We start from the raw sequence: 20,173 nt of genomic DNA, 5'->3' as shown, positions 1-20,173 counted from the left end.
CCTCCCGGATTCAGCGCGGATGTGTCAGGTCGAGGCCGGCAGCAGGTCGCCGCGGGCCCAGCAATCGCCCGACGCCGTGGCACGCACCACCAGGCGCGAGCCCGCGAATTTCTCAGGCCACTCGAAGGTGACCGACTTGCCGTCCGCCAGGTCGCCGCTGTCGAAGGCGACGCCGCCCTTGGCGCCCTGTTCGCCGCCGCGCACCTGCAGGCGCAGCGTCGCGCCGTTGCCGGTGCGCGCGGTCAGCGTGAGCTTCTGCCCCGGCTGCGGCTTGGCCCAGGTCACCGCGGTGATGTGGCGGCCCGAGTTGTTGATGACGGTGACGCCCGGCTTGGCGTCCTTCAGCACGACGGCCTGCGGCCAGGTCTCGAAGCGCGCCTGCGCGTCGTCGCGCTCGGAGCGCCATGCGCCGCGCATCGACAGCAGGTTCATCGGCTGGCGCAGCTCGACCGGCTTGCCGTTGCCGTCCAGCCAGCCCTTGGCCGAGCTGACGCGGCGCAGCGCCAGGCGCATGCGTTCCAGGTCGCTGGCGGCGCGGCTGTTCCAGAGCTTGGCGGTGTGCAGCTTGGCGTTGCTGCCGATCTCGCAATAGACGACGAAGGGCGTGCCCACGTTGCGGTCGACGACGTAGCCGCCGTAGACCTTCAGCGCCTCGGCGATGCGGCGCAGGCGCGCGTCGTCCACCTTGGAGACGTCGAAGTCCGGCGGCAGCATCAGCAGCGCGCCCTCCGGGATGCGGCCGTTGTTGTTGTTGAGCCCGGAGTCCGCCGAGGTCGCGGGGAAGACATAGCCCGGATCCGCGCTCAACGCGTTGAAGGTCAGCGAGATCGCCAGCGCGTGCCGGATCGGGCCGGCGCCTTCTTCGAGTTCATGACGGCGCACCAGCCCGCCCATGGTCGGCACCGCGGCCGCGCGCGCGCCCTGGAAGTAATGGGCCGGATCGCCCCAGCCGCGGCCGTCCAGCCGCGTCCACGCGTACTGCTTGGCGCACCACTGGTCGTCGACGCGGGTGAGCTTGTAGAAGGAATGGATGATCCCGGCCTCGGCATCGACGATGTCGGCGTGGCCGTCCAGGCCCTCGGCCGGATTCACGCTCGCGGGCCAGTGCGGCAGCACGACCTCGGGTTGTGTCGTCTCGGCATCCGGATCCCACACGCCCTTCTGGCCCGGCAGGCCGACCACGCGCATCGGCGGATCGTCCGGCTGGCAGACGAAGACACCGGTGGACCACTTGCCCGATTCCAGCGCGGGCGCGTAGGACGCCTTGGGGATCTCCCAGTCGTCGAGCGTGGGCTCGACCGGGCGGCTGTTCCACGGCGACTGCGCCGAGAACGGCCGCAGCACCGTGCCGAAACGATCACCCTTGGCGGCGTCCGGCGCGCGCCTGCCCTTGGCGTCCTTGGCCTCCTTGCCGGCGGAGGCATCGCTGCCCTCCCCCGCGGCCCACAGCGCCGAAGGCAAGGCACCGGCCGTCAGGCTCAAGCCCGCGGCCGTGCACCAGCGTCGTCGATCCCAGGTCATCGTGTCATTCCTCCATGGTCATCGGGGACGCGAGGTCCGACGACGCGCGCGATGCAGATGCTGCAGCCGCGGCGGTCTCATCGGACGACGACGTCGTCTCACGCGCGACGACCCGCGCCGGATTGCCGACCGCGGTCGCGCCCGCAGGCACGTCACGCAGCACGACCGACATCGCACCGACCTTGCAGCCCGCGCCCAGGCGCACACCTCCGAGGACCTGCGCATACGCGCCGAGCTCGACGCCGTCCTCGAGCACCGGGCAAGGCCCGTTCTCGACGCGGTTGCCCAGCGTCACGCCCTGGCGCAAGGTGCAGTTCGCGCCGATGACGGTGCCCGGGTTCACGAACACGCCGCCGAAATGCCAGATGCGCAGGCCAGGCCCGATGCGGCATTCCTTGGGCAGGCTGATGCCGGTGATGGTTTCCACCGCGCGGAAGGCCAGCCAGTAGAAGCGGGTGTGCCACCGCCGCGCGCTGCCCTCGCGCATCGCGTCGACGCGCCGGCCATAGCGATAGATGCGCAGCGCCCACAGCGACTGCTCGCGACGCAGCGCGGACGCGCCGCCGCAGCGGGCGAGATCGGCCTGCCACTCGGTGTCCTCGCGCGCATTGCGGGGCGCGCGCGGGACCGCATTCGGCACGTTCGGCACATTCGGCACGGGGTTTCCGGACGTCATCTCAGACCTCCTTCAACCGGGTTCCCCGCCCGGCGCCGACGCGCTTGGCGAGGTCGTTGAACCGGCGCTCGATCTGGAAGGTCGAGACATGCGCGATCGCGAAGAGCACGACCAGCAGCAGCGGCCGCTTCAGATATTTGGTGACCACGTCGCCGCTGCCCAGCCACGTGGCGGCCAGCGGCAGATGCCAGATGTAGAGCGCGTAGGAGACCGTCGCGATGTAGATGAACACGCGCCCGCCCAGCATGCGCGACAGGCGGTGCGACGGCTGCGCCAGCAGCGAACCGACGAAGGCCGCCGCGACGTACGGCCGCAGGAAGCCCAGCGGATTCACACCCGGATGCGGCAGGAAGCTGCAGGCCAGCAGCACGACGAGCAACAGCGGAACCATGCCCGTACGCGCAAGCACGTCGCGTGCCACGGCCCAGTGGCGCGAGTGCATCAGCAGCGCCAGACACGCCCCGGCGAGCAGGTCGTCGCAGCGGAACCAGGTGATGCTGGACGCCGTCACCTGGTTGCCGACGCGCAGCGCGGTGGTCGCCAGCAGCAGCGCGGGGAACAGCCACCAGATCGCGCGCGGACGCAGCCACAGCAGCAGCGCGGACAGCATGTAGAACTGCACCTCCAGGCACAGGCTCCAGAAGTGGTCCACCGGCGGCACCAGCCGCTGCGGCGGCAGGTTGGCGTAGAAGAACAGGTAGCTGAGCGCCGTCTCCAGGCTCTCCGGCTGGAAGGCCCAGACCACCGCCAGGCAGATCCACGCGGCCGGCACCACGCGCAGCAGCCGCCGCGCGACGAAGGACGTCACCGTCGGCCGCTTCAGCAGCTGTCCGGTGATCAGGTAGCCCGACAGGATGAAGAACAGCGCCATGCCAAAGATGCCCAGCGACTCGTTCAGCGGCGTGCCGCCCACGCGCAGCGGGAACAGGTGGGTCCACAGCACGGCCAGGATGCTGACCGCGCGCACGCCGTCGAGCGCGGGCTGGCGCTCGCTCGGCCGGTGGCCGGCCGCGAGGGCCAGGGCCTCGCTCTGATCGCGGTGCAGATCGAGCTCGGGGATCTGGCCCTGATCGCGACCTTGATCGTGACCGGCATCGCGGTCCGACGGCCCGCTCATCGCCCCTGCTCCGCGCTGTTGTACGGCAGCGTGGGCGAGAACTCGCTGACGCGCGGCAGCGTGGCGGGGAATTCGCTGACGCGGTCATGCGGCTGGCGCGGCCGGTACTTGCTCGGCCGGATGCCCCATGGCCGGCGCTGGCGTGCCTCGGCCGCGCCGGCGATGCGGCAGGCCAGCGCGCACACCACGCCCATCGTCAACCAGAAGTACCAGTTGTAGATGAGGTAGGACAGCATGTTGTCCGAGAGCGAGACCAGGAAGTTGGACAGCAGCAGCGCCAGCGAGATCAGCGCCAGCAGGCTGCGCACCGGCAGCAGCGCGCGCAGCATGCGCGCGGTGGACCAGAAGACCCAGCCGTAGGCCGCGACGCCCAGCGCGCCGTATTCGAAGAACACCTGCACCACGGCGCTGTGCGCGCCCCAGCTGCGGCCGCCGGCCATCGAGAAGAAGGTCTGCGAGTGGAAGACGAAGGACTCTGCGCCGTAGCCGAAGGCCATGCGCGAGGTGGCCATCCACGACAGCGCGTCCGACCACAGGAGCTTGCGCCAGGCGAAGGAATTCAGCTTGGCGAACTGCACCACCTGGTTGCCTTCGGCCAGGCCGACCACGCGCTCGCGCACCTCGGGGATGAGCATGGCCAGCATGCCCCCGATCACCAGATAGATGAGATAGCGCCGCTCGCGGAACAGGCCGTAGACGACGAAGATGAACAGCACGGAGATCCACGCGCTGCGGGTCTTGGTCGCGAACAGCAGTCCGATGAGGAGCAGCAGGTAGAGCACGACCGTCGCGGTCGCCAGGAGGCCGCGGCCGGCCAGACCGCTCTTCCAGCGGTAGAAGATGACGCCCACGGACAACACGAGATAGAACGCCAGGATGTTGGCGTGAGGGAACGGACCGCCGTATCGGCCGGCCGAGACTTCGAAGCCGTCCACGCTACCAGCGGTCTTGCCCAGGCCGATGTAAATCAGCGTGACAACTGCGACAGGCACTGTCGACCAGGTGACCAACTTGAGCATCTTGTTCAGATCCGCTTCTTCCCTGACCAGGTAGAAGCTGACCAGGAAGAGCGCCATCACCGACAGCTGGCCCAGGTAGAGCCGCAGCGCCTGCACCTTGTCCGGCGAATAGACCAGCCCCAGCGCCTGCACCGCCACGAAGGGCAGCCACACCATCCACGCGACGCGCGGCACGCGCTTGGGATCGCGGGCGATGATGATCCCCGCCAGCACGATGATCAGCGCGTTGAGCAGGCCGCCCAGGCCGCCGATGGCCGCGAGCCGTGTCTCCTCGAAGATCGGGTTGGCGCCGGCGCGCACCAGCAGCACGGCGAGCAGGAAGGCCTCGCGGCTGTAGAGGAACAGGAAGGCCGTGACCAGCATCAGCGGCAGCACCGCCAGCAGCGCCGGGCGGTCCGAGGCCAGGCCCCCGACCATCACCGTCATCACGCCGATCGCGACCGCGCCGGCCAGCAGGCCGGCCAGGCCGAGCAGCGACATCCCGTCCAGGCCGTCGCGCCAGACGTGCCACGCGCCCGTGATGCGTCCGACCGCGCCTGTCGCCCGATCTCCGCGCCCCTCGCTGGTGGCGTTGCCTGACCCTGCCCGCAATCCGATCCTCATGCCGCCGTCATCCTGTCGCTCTGCACCGGGCCTTCAGCGCACCAGCAGCGGCCGCGTGCCCGGAGGCACCGCATCCACCAGCTCGCGCAGGAAGCCTTCCATCACCACCTGCGACTGCGCGGCGCCCTCGGGCCGGTTCAGCCGCTGCGACGCGCGCACCAGCATCCCGTCGGGGATGCGGCCGCGGAAGCCCTCGTTGAGGATGTACCAGCGCGCGGCCAGACCGTCGCCGCCGTATTGCGTGCCGATGCGGATCCAGTAGCGCACCGCCTCGTAACCGCCGCCGCCGCGGGCCTCGGTCAGCAGCTGCGTCGTGGGCACCGGCGCGGCGCGACCGGCCGTCTCGACCGCGCGGCCGTCGCCGATCGAGCGCACGAAATAGCCTTGCGCCGGATAGCAGACCTCGGGCCGGTGGACCTTGACGTCCTGGCGCTGGCGCTCGCCCCAGGCCAGCGCCACCATCACCTGCTCGCCGTGGCTGTTGACGTAGGTGCGCATCACCGTCTGGTCGTAGGGCTGCTCCTGCACCGTCTCCACGCCCTGCGAGACATCGATCTGCGGCGCCGAGTCCGCGATCGCGCGCCAGTCGCCGAAGACCTTGGGCACGGTCGCGTCCAGGCTGGGCGCGCCCTGCACTGCCTGCAGGCGCGGCGTGGCCAGCCACGCGCCGCCGGCTGCGACGACCATCAGTGCGACGCCGGCCAGGCAGGTGGCCACCGACAGCTTGGGCAGGCGCAGCATCGACGACGGGGGCGGCGTCGATGACGGCGGAGTGGACGGCGCGCCGGAGGTGTCAGGCGTTCCGGGATTCATCGACGTGTTCATGCGACCTCCTTGCCGCGCAGGCGGGCCCAGCGCAGCGAGAACGTGCGCAGCAGGCCATCGACGACGACGATCAGCATCAGCGCCGTCAGGAACAGGGCCATGCCGGAGAACTCGTGCATGAAGCCCTGCCCCACGTCGTCGCCGAAGTGGTAGGTCAGCAGCGCGAGGATCAGGATGCGGATCACGTTGGAGCAGTAGGAGATCGGCACGATCAGGATGGCCAGCGCGATGTTGCGGAACACCGATTCATGGCGCACCACGTTCATGTAGAGCAGGCCCAGCGCCTCGAGCGTGAACAGCGAGTTCAGGCCCGCGCAGGCGTCCGCCACCATCAGCTGGTACGGGCCGATCTGCAGGATCACGCCGGCGCGCGCGACCGGGTAGCCCAGCGCGAACATCATGTGCTCGGCGCCCCAGGACGCGGCCAGCTTCATCGGCTGGGTGATGACGTCGACGATGGACGCGGGCAGCGGCACCGCGAAGAGCAGCAGGAAGAAGGCGAACCAGTAGCGGCGCGCGATCGCGGGACCGGCCAGGATCAGCGCCAGTCCGAGCAGGACCGGCAGCAGCGAGCCCAGCTCCAGCAGCGCGATCGACTGCGAGCGTCCCAGCACGTAGCCCGCCAGACCCAGCACCAGCACGGACCAGCCGGCCACCGGCGCGGGCTTCACGGCGAAGGTCTCGCCCTGCGACGCCAGCCGGCGGGTCTGGAAATAGAAGTACCAGGCCGACAGCGCCAGCACGATCGGACCGTGGGAGTTGCGGTCGCCGCGCCAGGGGCCGTGGATGAAGTCGATGAAGGTCGGCACGTACAGCAGCGCCAGGCCCACGGCCAGCGCCAGCAGCGCCAGCCGGTTGAGTGCCCAGAAACCGCGGCCCGGCCCGGGGCCGGCGCGGTCACCCGAGCGGAGGAACAGATTGCTAGCCATGACTTTCACTGCGATCCCTACAAAACTGTCGGCGACGCGACGGCAGCCCGGATCGGTCCGGGCCAGGACGCTCTACACCCCGCGGTTGCCGCGGCGCCGATTTGGGATGCACCGCTAGGCGCAAACCGGAGCCATAGCCCAGCTATGGCGAGGATTTGCAACGACGCGGGGCGCCCAAAGCGGGGCTGCGGCGACCGTGGGGTCAGTATTCGTTCATGACGGTTCCCACCAGCGTGGTGGAGACTCCGTCGAGGCTGTCGGTGAGTTCCTGCAGCGCGGTGACCCGCGACTTGTTCTGGCGCGCGAGCACCAGCGCCGCGCCGCAGCGCGCGGCCACGATGGCCGCGTCCGCGCCGTACTGGCCCGCGGAGGTGTCCACCAGCACGTGGTCGAACTTGCCGGCCAGCTCCCGCATCAGCAGCCCGAAGGCGGGACGCTCCAGCAGCTCCACCGGGTTGGGCGGCACCGCCCCGACCGGCAGGATGAACAGGCTGTTCATGCCCTCCACCTGCTGGATCACGCGCGGCTCGCTGCGGCCCGACAGGATCGAGGACAGGCCGGCCTGGTTGTTGACGTCGAAGATCTCGTGCTGGCGCGGGCGGCGCAGGTCCGCGTCCACCAGCAGCGTGCGTCCGCCGAGTTGCGCCAGCGTGACGGCCAGGTTGGCCGTGAAGTAACTCTTGCCGTCCAGCGAGTCGGGGCTGATCACGGCCAGCGCGCGGCGCGCTTCGTTCTCGCGGTACAGCCGCATCGTGATCTGGCTGCGGATGCCGCGGAAGACTTCGGCCTGCGACGAGAACGGCGTGTTCAGCGCCACCAGCTCGGGGCTGCGGACCTTGCGCTCGCTCGGGGCGTAGGGGTAGTGGAACTGCTTGGACAGCGCCTCCAGCACGTCCTCGGCGTTCGCATAGCCCAGCGCCACGGCGGCTTCGCCGAAGCGGATGCCGCGTTCGCGCTGGTACTGCAGCACGCGCTCGACCTGGTCGGCGCTGAGGTTGCGGGTCTCGGCGATGATCGCGCCGATCGAGCGGTCATGCACGCCCGGGCCGGAAGACTTGCTGTTGATCGGTGCGTCCACGGATTTCCTCTGGGCCAACGGGATGGGTTCCTTCACATCGGACATCAGGCGGTCCCTCGGCTGGGTCGGGCGGAGTTCCCGAGCAGTCGACGTTCCGCCGTCGGCAGCGCCGAGGCGCGCCGGCCCGGCGCGGGCAGCACGCCCAGCATCGGCAGCACGGCCATGACGTCGTCGGCATCGCGCACCTTGCGGTCGCGCATCTCGAGCAGCAGCGCCAGGCCCACCGCCAGGATCACGCTGGCGACGAAGGCCAGCGCCGTGTTCAGCAGGATCTTGGGCGACGAGGGCTTCAACGGCGCGACCGCCTCGGTCAGGATGTTGACGTTGCTCTGCGTGGTCTGGCTCTCGAGGCTGGTCTGCGTCAGCCGCGTCGTGATGTTCTCGTAGGCGCGCTGGGCGCTCTCGGCCTCGCGCATCAGGCCGCTGGCGTCGTCGCGCGCGGCCTTGAGCTTGGCGACCTTCTCGCGCTGCGTTTCCAGCGCGGCGCGGATCTCGCCTTCGCGCTGCTTGTTGATGTTGTTGGTGACGGTCACGCCGCCGCTGACGCGGCCGATCTCGGCGCGCAGCTTGCTGCGCACGTCCGCCACCGAGGCCTTGGCCTCGATCACCTGCGGATGGTTGTCGCCGTAGCGCGTGCTGAGTTCCTGCAGCTTGCCTTCGGCGCGGCTCAGGTCGGACTTGAGCTGCATCACCACCGGGTTGGACAGCACGTCGGGCAACTGGTCCGCGCCGCGCGCGGCCTGGCCCTGGCGGCTGCCGGACTCGGCCGACAGCGCCTGCAGCGCCACCAGCTGCGAGGACAGTTCCGAGAGGCGGTTGCTCTCGACGTCCAGGCGCTCGTCGGTGGCGATGATGCCGTGCTCGCGCTCGTAGGCGGAGAGCTTGGCGCGCGTGCTTTCGAGCTTCTCCAGCGCGACCTTGGCCTGCTGGTCGAAGTAGCCGGCGTACTGGCGCGCGGGGTCCACGCGCAGGTCCAGCGTCGTGGCGACGTAGGCCTTGACGAAGGCGTTGGCGAGCGCGGCCGCGAACTGCGGATCCGGCGCGCGGTAGGCCACCGTCAGCACGTTGCTCTCCTTGGAGGGCTTCACGTCCATGTTGGCCTGCAGGAAGGCGATGAGCCACTGCTCGATCGTGCCTTCGCCGCTGGTGGCGGTCTGCCACTGCTCGCGGATCGCGGGGACTTCCGCCAGGCGGAGGTCGCGCACGACGCGCAGCGCGACGCGGTCGCTGTTGATCACGTCGACCTGCGTGTTCATGAAGGCCGGCGAGGCCAGGCCCGGATAGATCAGCGCGGAGATCGGATCGGGCTTGGCGTCCACCACCACCGAGGCCGTGGCGACGTACTTCTTCGACAGCATCAGGCTGACGCCGAAGGCGGTCAGCGTGGTCAGCAGCACGACGAGCAGGACCAGGGACCAGCGCGCGCGCAGGATGGAAATCAGTTTGCTTGGCGTCACGGGCACTCCTCCGCCGGACCTTGGCGGTCCGGCATCACACAACTCAGAACAGGCTCTCTCGGACGAAGATCACGTCGCCGTCCTTCAGCGCCTCGTCCATGGCGGGCTTGATCTCCTGCACCTTGCCCGTCGTGTCCTTGCGGTGCACGCGGATGCCGCGGTCGGTGCCGCGCAGCGTCAGACCGCCGCCGGCGGCCAGGCCCTGCAGCAGCGTCATGCCGCGTTCCAGGCGGATCTGGCCGGGCTTCTGGACTTCGCCGTAGATGTAGACCATCGGGAAGCGGTCGACCCACAGCACGTCGCCGTTGAGCACGACCACGTCCTGCTCGCGGCCGTTGGCGCCGAACAGCGTGGGCAGGTCGACTTCCAGGCGGAAGGGCTTGCCGCCGCGCACGCCGCTCAGCACGACCGTGTCGCCGCCGGTGGAGGCCACGCCGCGGGCGTTGGCCAGCAGGTCGGTCAGGCGCGTGTCGGCGACTTCCAGCGGATAGCGACCGGGCTGGTTCACCTGGCCCAGCACGCTGGCCTGGTTGCCGGTGACCTTCAGGACCACGATGGTGACCTGCGGCTGCTTGACGAAGTTGCCCTTCTTCAGGCCGTCGGCGATGCGCTGTTCAGCGTCGCTGATGGACAGGCCGCCGATGCGGATGGAGCCCAGCAGCGGGAAGGTGATGGTGCCGGCTTCGGAGACGCGGGTCTCGAGCAGCATGTCCGGGTTCTGGAACACGCTGATGCGGATGGCGTCGCCCGATCCCAGGCGGTACTCGGCGGTGGCGCCGGAGGCCAGGCCGGTCGGCGCGGCGGGCACGGTCGAAGCGGCGGCCGGACGGGCCGGCGCCTGCGCGACGGCGCCGCTGGAGAGCGACAGTGCGAGCACGGCCGTGACGGCGGTGGCGGCCGCCGAAGCGAAGGAGAGGATCGGGAAGCGACGCGTATTCATCATTTGATGCCTAGGCCCTTGGCAAGGTTGTTGTCCACCGGGCCGCTGGCGCCGGTGGGGCTGTCGGAGGCGGCGGGCTCGAGGGCCGGTGCCGCGGGAGTGGGGGTGGACGCGGGCGTCGCTGCCGGGGTGCCGGCAGGCGCGGAGGCAGCCATGTCGGCGAACTTGCCGACGTATTCGATCTTGGCGTTGTCGCGCATGGCCTTGATGTCCTTGGCGACCAGTTCGGCCTTGCGCTGGTTCAGCAGGAACATCTCGATGGAGGGGCGCGCCTGGGCTTCGGTGGCGGGCTGGCGTTGCGAGCCGGCGAGGAAGAGCACGGTGAGGCCGTTGGGCTGGCCGTTCATGATGAACTGGCCGTCCTTCAGACGAGAGATCGCGTCGAGGTTGTTGAGCGGGATCTGCTCGGCCGAGCGCACGATCTGCGAGCCGACGAACTTGAAGTTGTCGCTCTTGAGCGATTCGAGGAATTCGGGGAGGGTCTTGGCCCCCTGGAGCTTGGCGCGGATCGCTTCGAACTGATCCGGCTTGGCCTCGATGTTGATTTCCTGCAAGTTGTAGATGCGACGCTCGGCAAAAAGTGCCGGTTTGTCGTTGTAGTACTGCTTGATTTCCTGGTCGGAGGGCTTGGTGGCCGTCTCGCCGATGCGGTCAGCATAGGCCCTGGCGATGATCTCCCGCTTCGCGGTTTCGATCTGTTGCACCACCCGCGGATCGCGATCGACCTTGAGGTCCTGGGCCTTCTGCACGGCCAGTTCCTGGTCGATGAGGCGCTCGAGGATCTGACGCGATGCGGCGTCGACCTGCTCGGGCTTCACGTTGGGCTGGCGTTGCAGCACGAAGTTGATCTGGTGGACGGTGATCTCTTCCTTGTTCACCTTGGCCGCGGTCTGCGAGGCCTTGGCGCCGCTGCCGCCGCCGCAGGCGGCGAGCACCGCCGTAGCCAGTACGGCGGCGGAGATGGCAGCAAAAGAGGCGAAGGCCGGTTTGGCCTGTCGCGCTTGTTGTCCGTGATCCCGATTCCTCATCGCATGCATGGTGTCGACCTTGATGTTGTATCTGTCCGGCGGCCCCTCGAGGGGTGCTCTACGCGTACGCGAGCGGCGAGTGTAGCCCTGCACCATGACTGAACTTACCCGTTCCGGAGGGCTTCAAAGCCCCTATCCCGGGTTCGCAGGGGTCCATAGCAAGAATGGGTCCCGGGCCTGCCTTTCAGGCGGTCGCAGACCCCGTGAACAAGGGGGATCTGGCCTGTAAAGACAGCGAGGAAAACGTGCGCCGGAACGTCATTGCAACGGCTTGAAAAAGCCGTCAGCAGACGAGGCGGAATGGAGGCGCCGGGCACGCGGAAGTGGGCGCGAAGGCAGCCCGCGAGATGCTCCGCCAACGCGACGCTCACGGAGAGACGACGCGAGACTGCTGCACATGGTGCTGGCCGCCCATGTTCGTGCGTCCAAGCAGCGAAAGAAGGACAAGAGGAGGGCGAGCAAGTCATCCCGACTTGTGTCGCCGCCACCTCAAGACTCCGGCAGGTTGCGAGCGGGAGTTCCCGCTCGGGCTAAGCAATCACTTGTTTTGGAGCCCCGCCCCCATGGCTTGACGGAGCTGCAATTTCCAAGTGGGCCAGGAAAGCTCTTGATCGGTGGTCGGGCCACCAACCCAACGTGTGGCGTTCGCCACCTTCAGCAGAGTGTCAAACCTCTTGCTGTCGATGGTCTGGAACGAGACGTAGCCATACACCTGACATCCATGGTTTTCGAAGGCCAAGGTGGCGGATTGAGGCCCCTTGGGGGAACGAATGCGGTCCTCCGAATAGGCAGCAGGCATGAAGTACAACGTCAACGATTCCCTGGCAAGCGCTTCGCGAGTCCAAACGCCCGACTTACTTTGCCACTCGAAATCCACCGCGTTGGGCCCGATTGCAAGAACGGCGACGCCTTTGGGCCCCGTGTATTCTTCCGTGCGCCCCCAATAGTGTCCCTTGGGAATTACCTCACGCTCTAACGAATAGATTTTCCAATCGCTTGGCAGGATTTTTTCAACGGATGAAAGTCCGCACGAACTCGGAGACGTGCTTCCGTACGCCAACTGGCATATCGACAACCAAAGGATGAGGGCAAAGATTCGAATCAAGGAATCTGAAAATGTTGAATGTTCATCGACGTGGTGCGTTGGCCGCTGGACTCGGAGGAAGAATTGTCGGCCTGGGTGTTGGAAGGATTTCGTCAAATCGTCCCCCAGGCACGCCAGGGCTATGCAGATCATTTGCGGAGAGGACTCTATCGATAGCATTCTGGCAGTCGTCTACATACGGAGTCCAGAGCCCCCAATTACCCCAGGTTTTCATATCCGCCATGACCTTTGCCTCTTTACCTTCGCTCCCCTCCACGACACGGCAAGCGTCTCCTGAAGGTCCCGCTTCGTCATCCCCTCTTCCTGGAATGATGGACATTCCGAAAACTGCTCGCCGGCCCGCCGCGGTTGAGGTGGTCGTGTCCCAAAGATATGCGTGATTGCCAGGCATCCCCCTTGCCTTTCTCGAGCACACCAACACCTCGAGTCCGCTCGGGTCGATATATTGAACAGAATTCCCGCCGACGTAAGCGTAAGTGTTGATTCCGCCGCCCAGTCCAATCGGATCACTTTGAACATATCTCCCGGTCGTCCCGTCATAGTCCCGGAAGTAGTTGTAGTTCAAACCCGACTCGCTGTCGAAGAACTGTCCAGGGAAGCGCAGATTGAACGTGACCACCGACAGTCCTGAAGGCGCCTGCTCCGGCTGCCCTGTGCCGAACGGCTCGCTGATCCAGCGCCAGCGCAGGGCGTCGTTCTTGTCGATGAGGACACGCGGCGCGTTCAGGTGGTCGGGGTACACGAGCAACGGCAATGTCGACGCCACCGATCCCAAGAGCACCGCCACCGGTGTTTCACCCAGCCACACGAACTCCTGCACCGGGCCCGTTGCGTTGTATTCGCCGAGCAGGTGACCTTCCTGGTCATAGGCGAAGTTCCGCAGCCCCAGGCTGTGCTCCTTGCGCAGCCGCTGACCACTGGCGTCGTACTGGTAGCTCGTGGTCAGTGTGCCCTTCGTGAGCGTCTCCAGCCGGTTGTTCAGCCCATACGTCGCCGTGTATCCCAGCCCGGTGTCGCTCAGTGTGTTGCCGGCCGCGTCGTAGCCGAAGCCCCGCGCGGGGTTGGAGACGCTCGTGAGACGGTTGCTGGTGGCCGCGGTTGTGTAGCCGCGGGATGCGCCGTTGATCGCCATGCTCGTTCGGTTGCCATTGGCGTCGTATCCGATCGCCCAGGTGTTTGACGGCGTGACGATGCTCGTCAGGCGGCCCAGTTCGTCGTAGCCGAAGCTCTGGTTCATCGCCTGCGCCGCCGCCGTGGCTTGGCCGGTCACCGCATCCAGGTGCGTGTAGCTGACGATGCGGTCCGCTGCGTCGTAGGTGATGTCGCGCACCACCGCACCCAACGGATACCGCACCAGACGGCCGAACTGGTCGCGCACCCGCTCCTGCAACTTTGTCCCGTTGGTCATCTGCATCTGCCAGCTGCGCACCGGTCCGAATGGCTCCCATTGGATGTCGCTGATCAAGGGCTGAGCCGGGCTCGACGCGTTCGGCGCCAGACTCATGCTCACTGGCAGGCCGCCGTTGTACTGGATCGTCAGCACCCGGCCCGACGGGTAGGTGAGGCTCGTAACGTGGCCCACGGCGTCATACCCGTAGCGCGTGGCAGATACCCACGTGCCGACAGTCTGCGTCACCGTTGTCAGTCGTCCCAAAGAGTCGTAGGCGTACCTGGTCGATCCACCGGGGAACGTGGCCGTCGTCAGCCGGCCGATGCCGTTGCTGAAGCCCGTGCCGGTTTCGTCATAGGTCCAGGCGTAGCTGACGGGCGCCTGTCCGCTCTTCGTGTACACCGCCGAGGTGAGCCGGTCCAGGTCGTCGTACCCCAAGGTCGCCAGTACGCCCCGGCTGTCGGTCCGCGTGAGTACCTTGCCGGTCGCGTCATACGTGATGTTGGCCGGCCCCGTGTCCGGGCTGGTCAGCTGCGTGAGATCACCCAGGCCGTTGCGCTGGTACGCCGTCACGAGGTTCCGTGGATCCGTGACTTGCTTGAGCTGATCGATGCCGTCGTAGCCCAGCTGCGTCACGCCATTGCGGGCATCCGTGTTGGTCTTGAGGCGGTCCAGCGGGTCGTACGCGTTGGTGGTCGCGAAGCCGAAGCCCGAGACGCCCTTGGCCTTGATGGCCTTGGTTGGATTGCCGTTGGCGTCGTACTCGTAGTCGGTGACCGGTGCCGGCGAGACCGGCGGCGGTGGCAGCGTCGCCGCATGGACGCCCGGCCCGACAACGCCGACCAACCCGATGAACGCGGCCATGGCGGACACGAGAGCACTCCGGCGCTTCGCGCCTGTGTTGATGCGATTCATGGCTTACTCCCTCCCCGTCGTCTGCTGCGCGCGATTCAGCACGTCGAATGTGCGGCTCATGGTCCGCTTCAACGCGCCCTGCGGGTCCTTCGCTTGTTCCTGCGTGCGGTTGCCCGCGGCGTCCACCGTGTAGTCCACGCGGTTGCCCAGGCTGTCGGTCACCGCCTTCAGCCGGTGCGCGTCGTCGTACTCGTAGCTCACGAAGCTGCTGTCCGGCTGGTCCACGCGCTTGAGCAAACCCGTAGGCCAGTACGCGTAGCTCGTCGTCACGCCCGCAGTGGTCACCGAGGTGAGACGCTGGCGCAGGTCGTAGGTGAACGTGGTGAGGACGTTGTTCGCGTCGGTCATCTCCAGCAGGTTGCCGGCGCCGTCGTACTTCGAATAATTCGTCGTGTGTCCACGCGCGTTCTTCGAGCTCTTGAGGTCACCCGGAGCGTGGCCCGTGGTCCGGTCGTCGTAGTACTCGTTGATCACCGTGGTGCGTCCGCTGGCGTCCGTCGCCGTCAGCACCTGGCCGGTGGCGTTGTAGGTCCAGCTGTTGCCGCGGGCGGGCACGCCGCCTTGCAGTCCGGCGGCAAAGCCCTGCGCACCGGTCTCATCGGTCGTCGCGCGCTCCACGCGCTTGCACAGCACGACGATCGGCTTGCCGTCGGGCAGCAGCGCATCGGCCGGCGCGCAGCTGGCGACGGCGCCGCCGTTGAACGGGTCGGGCTGGCCGTTGTAGACCGAGGTCGTGATCCGGCGCGGCTCGGCGACGAGCACCGCCCGGCGCCAGTCCGGATGCCATTGCGTGGACACCTTGCGCGCGGCCGCCGGCAGCGCGGCGCCGTCGGTCAGCACGCCGGCGCAGTTGGCGTCGCCGCCCAGGCCCTCGACGCGGCTCGCCTGGGCATGCCGCCCCGGCAGGAAGCTCGCGCAGGTCACGCCGCCGTTCGCATCCACGCGGCGCACGACATTGCCCTCACCGTCATGCGTCAAGGACACGGCCGATGTCGGCGAGCCCGCACCCGCAGGCAGATGCCGCGCGGCCGTCAGCGTCGCGCCGTCGATCTGCACGCTCTCCATCGTCTCCTCGTACCCGTTGGGGCCGTGGATCTTGACGATCGAGTTCTCCGGATAGGAATAGGAGCGGTAGATCTCCTGGTAGTACGGCGAGTAGTACGACTGGTAGTTCCAGACCGGCGCCTTGATCCATTCGAAGGTCCAGCTCGGACCGGTGCTTCCCGTCTTCGTCCCGATGGCTCGGCCCGCGTCGTCGTAGGTGTAGGTGCCGTACTGTGAGTTGTCCTCGTCGAACAGCGCGGTGATCAGCCATGGCTTGCCCGGCACGCCATAGGCGTAGCGGCGTGTCGTGAGGTCCGGGTAGGTGATCCGGTCCAGGCCGCCCTCCGACATGTCCAACTCGAACACGCCACCGCTGCCATTGACCTTGCAGACCAGCTGCTTGTCCTTGCAGTATTCGAAACCCACGCCCCGACCCGACTCGTCGCTCACGGACGCCACCGCCGGCAGCGGCGGCTTCAGTTCCTTGTCCGTGATCGTGTACGTGTAGTCCAGCCGACGCCCGTCGATGTAGCGGGTCGAGGTCACGCGGTGATACATGCTCTGGTAGGGCGAGAAGACCTCGATCGCTTCGTTTTCGATGTCGAAATAGAGGTAGCTGCCGTCGTTCGTCATCCTGGGCGGCGAATCCACCTCCAGCGGACTGACCCGGCGAGGCGTCGGCGTGGCGAACTGGGAGAACCGTCCGTTGCCTCGACTGAACTGCGTCACGTAGTTCTGCTCCGGCGTGACCGTGTAGTAGGCGACCTTGTGGAAGTTGCCGAACCAGGTCGGGGAGAAACCAGGCTGCGCGCGCCGATGGAACTCGCTGCCCCCGCTGGCACGCGTGCTGTCGTAAGTCAGCGTGAACTCATGCCCCCGTCCCCAGCGGAACAAGGTCTCCGTCTGATGCTTCATCCCGTCCAGCGGACTCACCGGGTTGCCGAATGTGCATTGCTTGCAAGCCGGCTTCTCGGATTCGCGGATCGCTTTGCACCCGTCGGCCGTGGTGCCAGTGCCTATGCTTTCTCCGCAGGAGAGGAGGATCTCCGCCCACCCGTTGTGCGTGAAGGTGCCGTTCTCGATGGGGACGTTCTCATTGACGTCCGTGTAGACGGTCGTCAGGTCGCACTGGTAGCGCAAATGCCCGCCGCTGTCCGTGTCGAGGTAGGTACAAGCACCCGCCGACATCTTCCCCGTGCGGGTCATGCCACCGGTGTACTGAACGGGCTTCGCCAGCTCCACGTTCGATTTGCTGACGATGGTGGACTGCACTTCGCCGGGACCGCCGCCGCAATTGAGCCCGCCGTACGCTTCGATGAAGAAGATGTTGCGCACGCACCAGACGTCTTTGCCGTCGAAGTCCGCGGCCCACGCCGCAGGCGCTCCGAACGCAAGCAGGGCCAGCAGCAGCCAGGCACGAAAACGCCGGACGATGGCCCGGGGACGCAATGGATTCATGGTTTCCTCCCGGCCCGTGGCCGGCAATGACACCCGGTGGGAGGAAACAACATGCAGCGGCGACCGGCGCGATGAGTCCATCGCTCCGACCTCGCCATCGTCACGCGTCTTGGCGCGTTGACGACGTCCTCCCCGTGAGTGAACGCGCGGATTCTGCCGCGATCCCAGGCATGGGGCCAAGGCGCTCGTAAGAGGGGGTAACGGTGTCAGCGCGCCGTCACGGGGTCAGGACTTGCGGGGCGCCCTGCCCCGCACAAACGACAAGGCCGCCGACCTTGCGGACGGCGGCCTGGAAGGCCCTCAGACGTCCCGGACGAACCGGGACGTCGACAGCGGACGCTCAGGGCAGCTTGTTCAACGCATTCACCGCGTCGATCAGACCGAAGCCGTCATACAGGCTCCAGCCCTTGACCGCCGCGCCGCCGGAGAACGGGATCACCCGCGCCGCCGGCGTCGTCTGCAGGATGCTCTTGATCTGCTTGGGCGTCAGCGAGCCGGGGCCGCCGGCCTTCTGCAGCATCAGCGCCGCGACACCCGCCGCGTGCGGCGCGGCCGCGCTCGTGCCGAAGAAGTTGTTGAAGCCGTCGCCTTCGTAGTCCGAGTTCGGATAGAAGAAGGTCGTGTTGCCGCCGTCCGGCGCGGCGATGTCGGGCTTCTTGCGGGTCTCGGGCACGGCCAGGCGGTTGCCCGCGGCGTCGAACGCGATCGTCACCGGGCCGGGGCTGCTGAAGCTCTCGAACGCGGGGATGAACGGAGTCTGCTGCGTCGCCGGGTAGGTGTAGCGGTAGGCCGCGACGCTGTTGGCGCCGGACGCCGCGCTGTGGCCGAAGGTCGTCGGGCCGTTGCGCACCTGGAAGGGCGCGCCGCCCCAGCCGTCGAGGTTGACCAGGCGCACGCGCGAGGCCAGCTTGGTGCCCGCGCTGGTGCGGCCGACCATGATCCGGTACGTGCCGCTGGCGCCGCCCGACAGGCCGACGATCTCCTCACCGAAGTCCGCCGCGATGTTGTTGGTCGCGAAGGTGAACACGCAGTTGCCGGCCGCGTTGATCAGGTAGAAGTTCAGGTCGGTCGTGACCTTGCCTTGATAGAACAGGTCGTCCCACTGCAGCAGCAGCGTGGAGCCCGCGCCGCTGTAGGTCACCGGCAGCGCGTAGGTGCCGCCGCCGAAGTCCAGGAAGCCGCCGCCCACGTTGGCCTTCGTGCTGCCCGACCCGGGCGAGCTGGTGCAGGTGCTCAGCGACGCCAGGTTGACGTTGCCCAGGTTGGACGGCGAGGTCGAGAAGGTCGCGACCGGCACGTCGATCGCGCCGCCGCCGCCCGCCGAGCCCTGGTTGCCCGCCGACGAGAAGTACGAGACCGGCCGGCCCGCCAGCGTCGTGCTGTTGACGACGTCGTTGACCGCCTGCGCGACCTGGCCGTCGGAGAAGAACGGCTCGTCGTAGTAGAAGACGTCGTCGACGATCACGTCGGCGCGGCAAGCGGGTTCCGTGCGCAGCCGGCGGATGTTGTCGGCGAAGGCGGCCTCGCCGGCGAACGCCGTGGCGAAGCACTGGTCCGCGCCCGGGGCCACGTCCTGCACGATCTGCATCATCGCGCGGCCTTCGTCCGTGTTGCTCGGATCGGCATCGATGTCGAGGACCCACTTCGGCGGACGCAGATCGCCGGAAGCGATGTCGTTGGCGGCGCGCACCGTGGTGAAGCTCAGCGGCGATCCGTCGTAGGAGTCCGAGAGCACGCCGACCGTGATGCCCGCGCCGGTCCAGCCGGCGGCGTTGGCGACGTTGCTGCGCAGCACCGGCGTGCCTTGCGAGGTGGTCAGGCCCACGTTCTTGTGCGGGCGGCGCGTCAGCTTGGCGAGGTGCAGGCCGTCGGTGACGGACAGCGCGGCCAGCGCGGACGTCGGCACGTAGGCCGAGATCGCGCCGTTGTTGAACAGGCGGTTGACGCCGGTCACCTTCGCGCCGGACGCCTCGAGCTGGGCCTTGAAGGCGTCGATCGAGGTACCGGCCTCGAGGTAGAGGTCGACCAGCACGCGGCCCTCCGAGTCGGACAGCGACTTGACGTAGGGCTTGAATTCATCGGCCTCGACGGACAGCGAGCGCAGCTGGCGGCGCGACTGCTGGTCGACGATGTCGGACAGCGCGCCGTCGAGCTTGGCGTGCTGCGCAAAGGCGCCGCCGCAGGCGGTCAGGGCCAGCAGCGCGGTCAGGACGCGCAGGCGCGGGGCGGTACGGAAGGTGGTGCCGAATCGGGTGCGATTGGAAGTCGTCATGATGGAGCGGCTCCTCAGGCTTGAGCGGTGGTGACGGGCTTGCGGCGGCGGATCAGGCCGGCCACACCGAGGGCGGCGCCGGCCAGCAGCAGGCTGCCGGGTTCGGGCACGTCGGAGGCTGCGGAGGCGCTCGCGCCCACCAGCTGGATCTCGTAGTCGCCGAACTCGTTGGTCAGGCTGTTCCAGCCCGTCAGCGCACCGGCGCCGGGGTTGGCGGCGACGTTGCCGCCCTGGCCCAGCAGCGACGGGAAGATCGCCGAACCGCCGCTCACCGGCGTGTAGCCCGCGCCGGTGATGGCCAGGTAGTACAGGCCGCTCACGGTCGGGATGTAGTTGCTCAGCGTGGATTGCGAGCCGCCCACGTCGCCGTCGTCGTCGTTGCCGATCAGGCCCTTGCCCGCGGCATCGAACAGGTACAGCACCGTGTCGAAGAAGTTGTAGTCGATGCCCGACGCGGTGGTCGTGGCGGAGAACGCCGTGCCCGCCGTCAGGTAGATCGCGAACAGATCGGCATCGCCGTCGGTCGTGCCGCGGATCGTGTCGATGGGGCCGCTGCCCAGGAAGGTCTTCGCCGTGACGAGGGTCTCGCCGGCATCGGTGCCGCCCTCGATGAAGACGGCGGCCGCCTGCGCGGACGTCGCCGCGCCCAGGGCCAGGGCTGCGATCGGCAGCCAGGTGTTCTTGAGGCTCTTGAAGCGCTTGATTCGCGTGAACATCGGACGTTCCCCTGAAAGGTGTGGACACCCCGCGCGGCACAACCACGCTCGGTGCGGTGCTGAACAGAGGAAACGATGCA

Annotated in this window: 15 protein-coding genes; all 15 read right to left on the bottom strand. The window is 67.7% G+C overall.

Going from position 1 to position 20,173, the window contains the following annotated elements; all coding sequences use genetic code 11:
* Positions 1 to 24 precede the first annotated feature (24 nt).
* Positions 25 to 1,521: a hypothetical protein gene (locus tag ABE85_RS25730; RefSeq protein ID WP_067283622.1), complete on the bottom strand. Its 1,497-nt coding sequence runs from the start codon at positions 1,519 to 1,521 to the stop codon at positions 25 to 27.
* Positions 1,522 to 1,525: 4 nt separating this feature from the next.
* Positions 1,526 to 2,197: a serine acetyltransferase gene (locus tag ABE85_RS25725; protein WP_082939112.1), complete on the bottom strand. Its 672-nt coding sequence runs from the start codon at positions 2,195 to 2,197 to the stop codon at positions 1,526 to 1,528.
* 1 nt (position 2,198) lies between these two features.
* Positions 2,199 to 3,314 (bottom strand): acyltransferase, encoded by a 1,116-nt coding sequence (locus ABE85_RS25720; protein WP_082939111.1) that lies wholly within the window; start codon positions 3,312 to 3,314, stop codon positions 2,199 to 2,201.
* On the bottom strand, positions 3,311 to 4,936 hold the full coding sequence (locus tag ABE85_RS25715; protein WP_067283620.1) for an O-antigen ligase: 1,626 nt from the start codon (positions 4,934 to 4,936) through the stop codon (positions 3,311 to 3,313). Before ABE85_RS25715 ends, ABE85_RS25720 begins: the two co-directional genes overlap by 4 nt.
* Positions 4,937 to 4,969: 33 nt before the next feature.
* Complete coding sequence (locus ABE85_RS25710) at positions 4,970 to 5,761, bottom strand: exosortase C-terminal domain/associated protein EpsI (RefSeq protein ID WP_067283617.1); 792 nt, start codon at positions 5,759 to 5,761, stop codon at positions 4,970 to 4,972.
* On the bottom strand, positions 5,758 to 6,690 hold the full coding sequence (gene xrtB, locus ABE85_RS25705) for an exosortase B (RefSeq protein WP_082939110.1): 933 nt from the start codon (positions 6,688 to 6,690) through the stop codon (positions 5,758 to 5,760). The genes ABE85_RS25710 and xrtB overlap by 4 nt, the downstream gene beginning before the upstream one ends.
* A gap of 202 nt (positions 6,691 to 6,892) precedes the next feature.
* Positions 6,893 to 7,768: a polysaccharide biosynthesis tyrosine autokinase gene (locus tag ABE85_RS25700; RefSeq protein ID WP_067283969.1), complete on the bottom strand. Its 876-nt coding sequence runs from the start codon at positions 7,766 to 7,768 to the stop codon at positions 6,893 to 6,895.
* A 44-nt stretch (positions 7,769 to 7,812) separates the two neighbouring features.
* Positions 7,813 to 9,225, bottom strand: coding sequence for a chain length determinant protein EpsF (gene epsF / locus ABE85_RS25695; RefSeq protein WP_067283615.1), 1,413 nt, complete (start codon positions 9,223 to 9,225; stop codon positions 7,813 to 7,815).
* 43 nt (positions 9,226 to 9,268) lie between these two features.
* Positions 9,269 to 10,168 carry a polysaccharide export protein EpsE gene (gene epsE, locus ABE85_RS25690; RefSeq protein WP_310732612.1) on the bottom strand — a complete coding sequence of 300 codons (900 nt, stop codon included), beginning with the start codon at positions 10,166 to 10,168 and terminating at the stop codon, positions 9,269 to 9,271.
* On the bottom strand, positions 10,165 to 11,193 hold the full coding sequence (locus ABE85_RS25685) for an EpsD family peptidyl-prolyl cis-trans isomerase (RefSeq protein ID WP_082939142.1): 1,029 nt from the start codon (positions 11,191 to 11,193) through the stop codon (positions 10,165 to 10,167). The genes epsE and ABE85_RS25685 overlap by 4 nt, the downstream gene beginning before the upstream one ends.
* A 538-nt stretch (positions 11,194 to 11,731) precedes the next feature.
* On the bottom strand, positions 11,732 to 12,298 hold the full coding sequence (locus tag ABE85_RS27810; protein WP_157523189.1) for a hypothetical protein: 567 nt from the start codon (positions 12,296 to 12,298) through the stop codon (positions 11,732 to 11,734).
* Positions 12,299 to 12,320: 22 nt separating this feature from the next.
* Entirely contained in the window at positions 12,321 to 14,603 is a 2,283-nt protein-coding gene (locus ABE85_RS28820) for an RHS repeat domain-containing protein (protein WP_067283610.1), read from the bottom strand.
* A gap of 3 nt (positions 14,604 to 14,606) precedes the next feature.
* A complete protein-coding gene (locus ABE85_RS25670; protein WP_157523186.1) occupies positions 14,607 to 17,105 on the bottom strand; it encodes an RHS repeat domain-containing protein in 2,499 nt (832 codons plus the stop codon).
* A gap of 340 nt (positions 17,106 to 17,445) precedes the next feature.
* The gene (locus ABE85_RS25665; RefSeq protein ID WP_067283605.1) at positions 17,446 to 19,377 is read right to left on the bottom strand and encodes a S8 family serine peptidase; all 1,932 of its coding nucleotides are present in this window, start codon (positions 19,375 to 19,377) and stop codon (positions 17,446 to 17,448) included.
* A gap of 14 nt (positions 19,378 to 19,391) precedes the next feature.
* On the bottom strand, positions 19,392 to 20,093 hold the full coding sequence (locus tag ABE85_RS25660) for a PEP-CTERM sorting domain-containing protein (RefSeq protein ID WP_067283602.1): 702 nt from the start codon (positions 20,091 to 20,093) through the stop codon (positions 19,392 to 19,394).
* Between the last annotated feature and the right edge of the window lie 80 nt (positions 20,094 to 20,173).

Source organism: Mitsuaria sp. 7 (genome assembly GCF_001653795.1).
Taxonomy (GTDB): Bacteria; Pseudomonadota; Gammaproteobacteria; order Burkholderiales; family Burkholderiaceae_C; genus Roseateles.
This window is presented reverse-complemented; position numbering and strand designations above follow the sequence as displayed.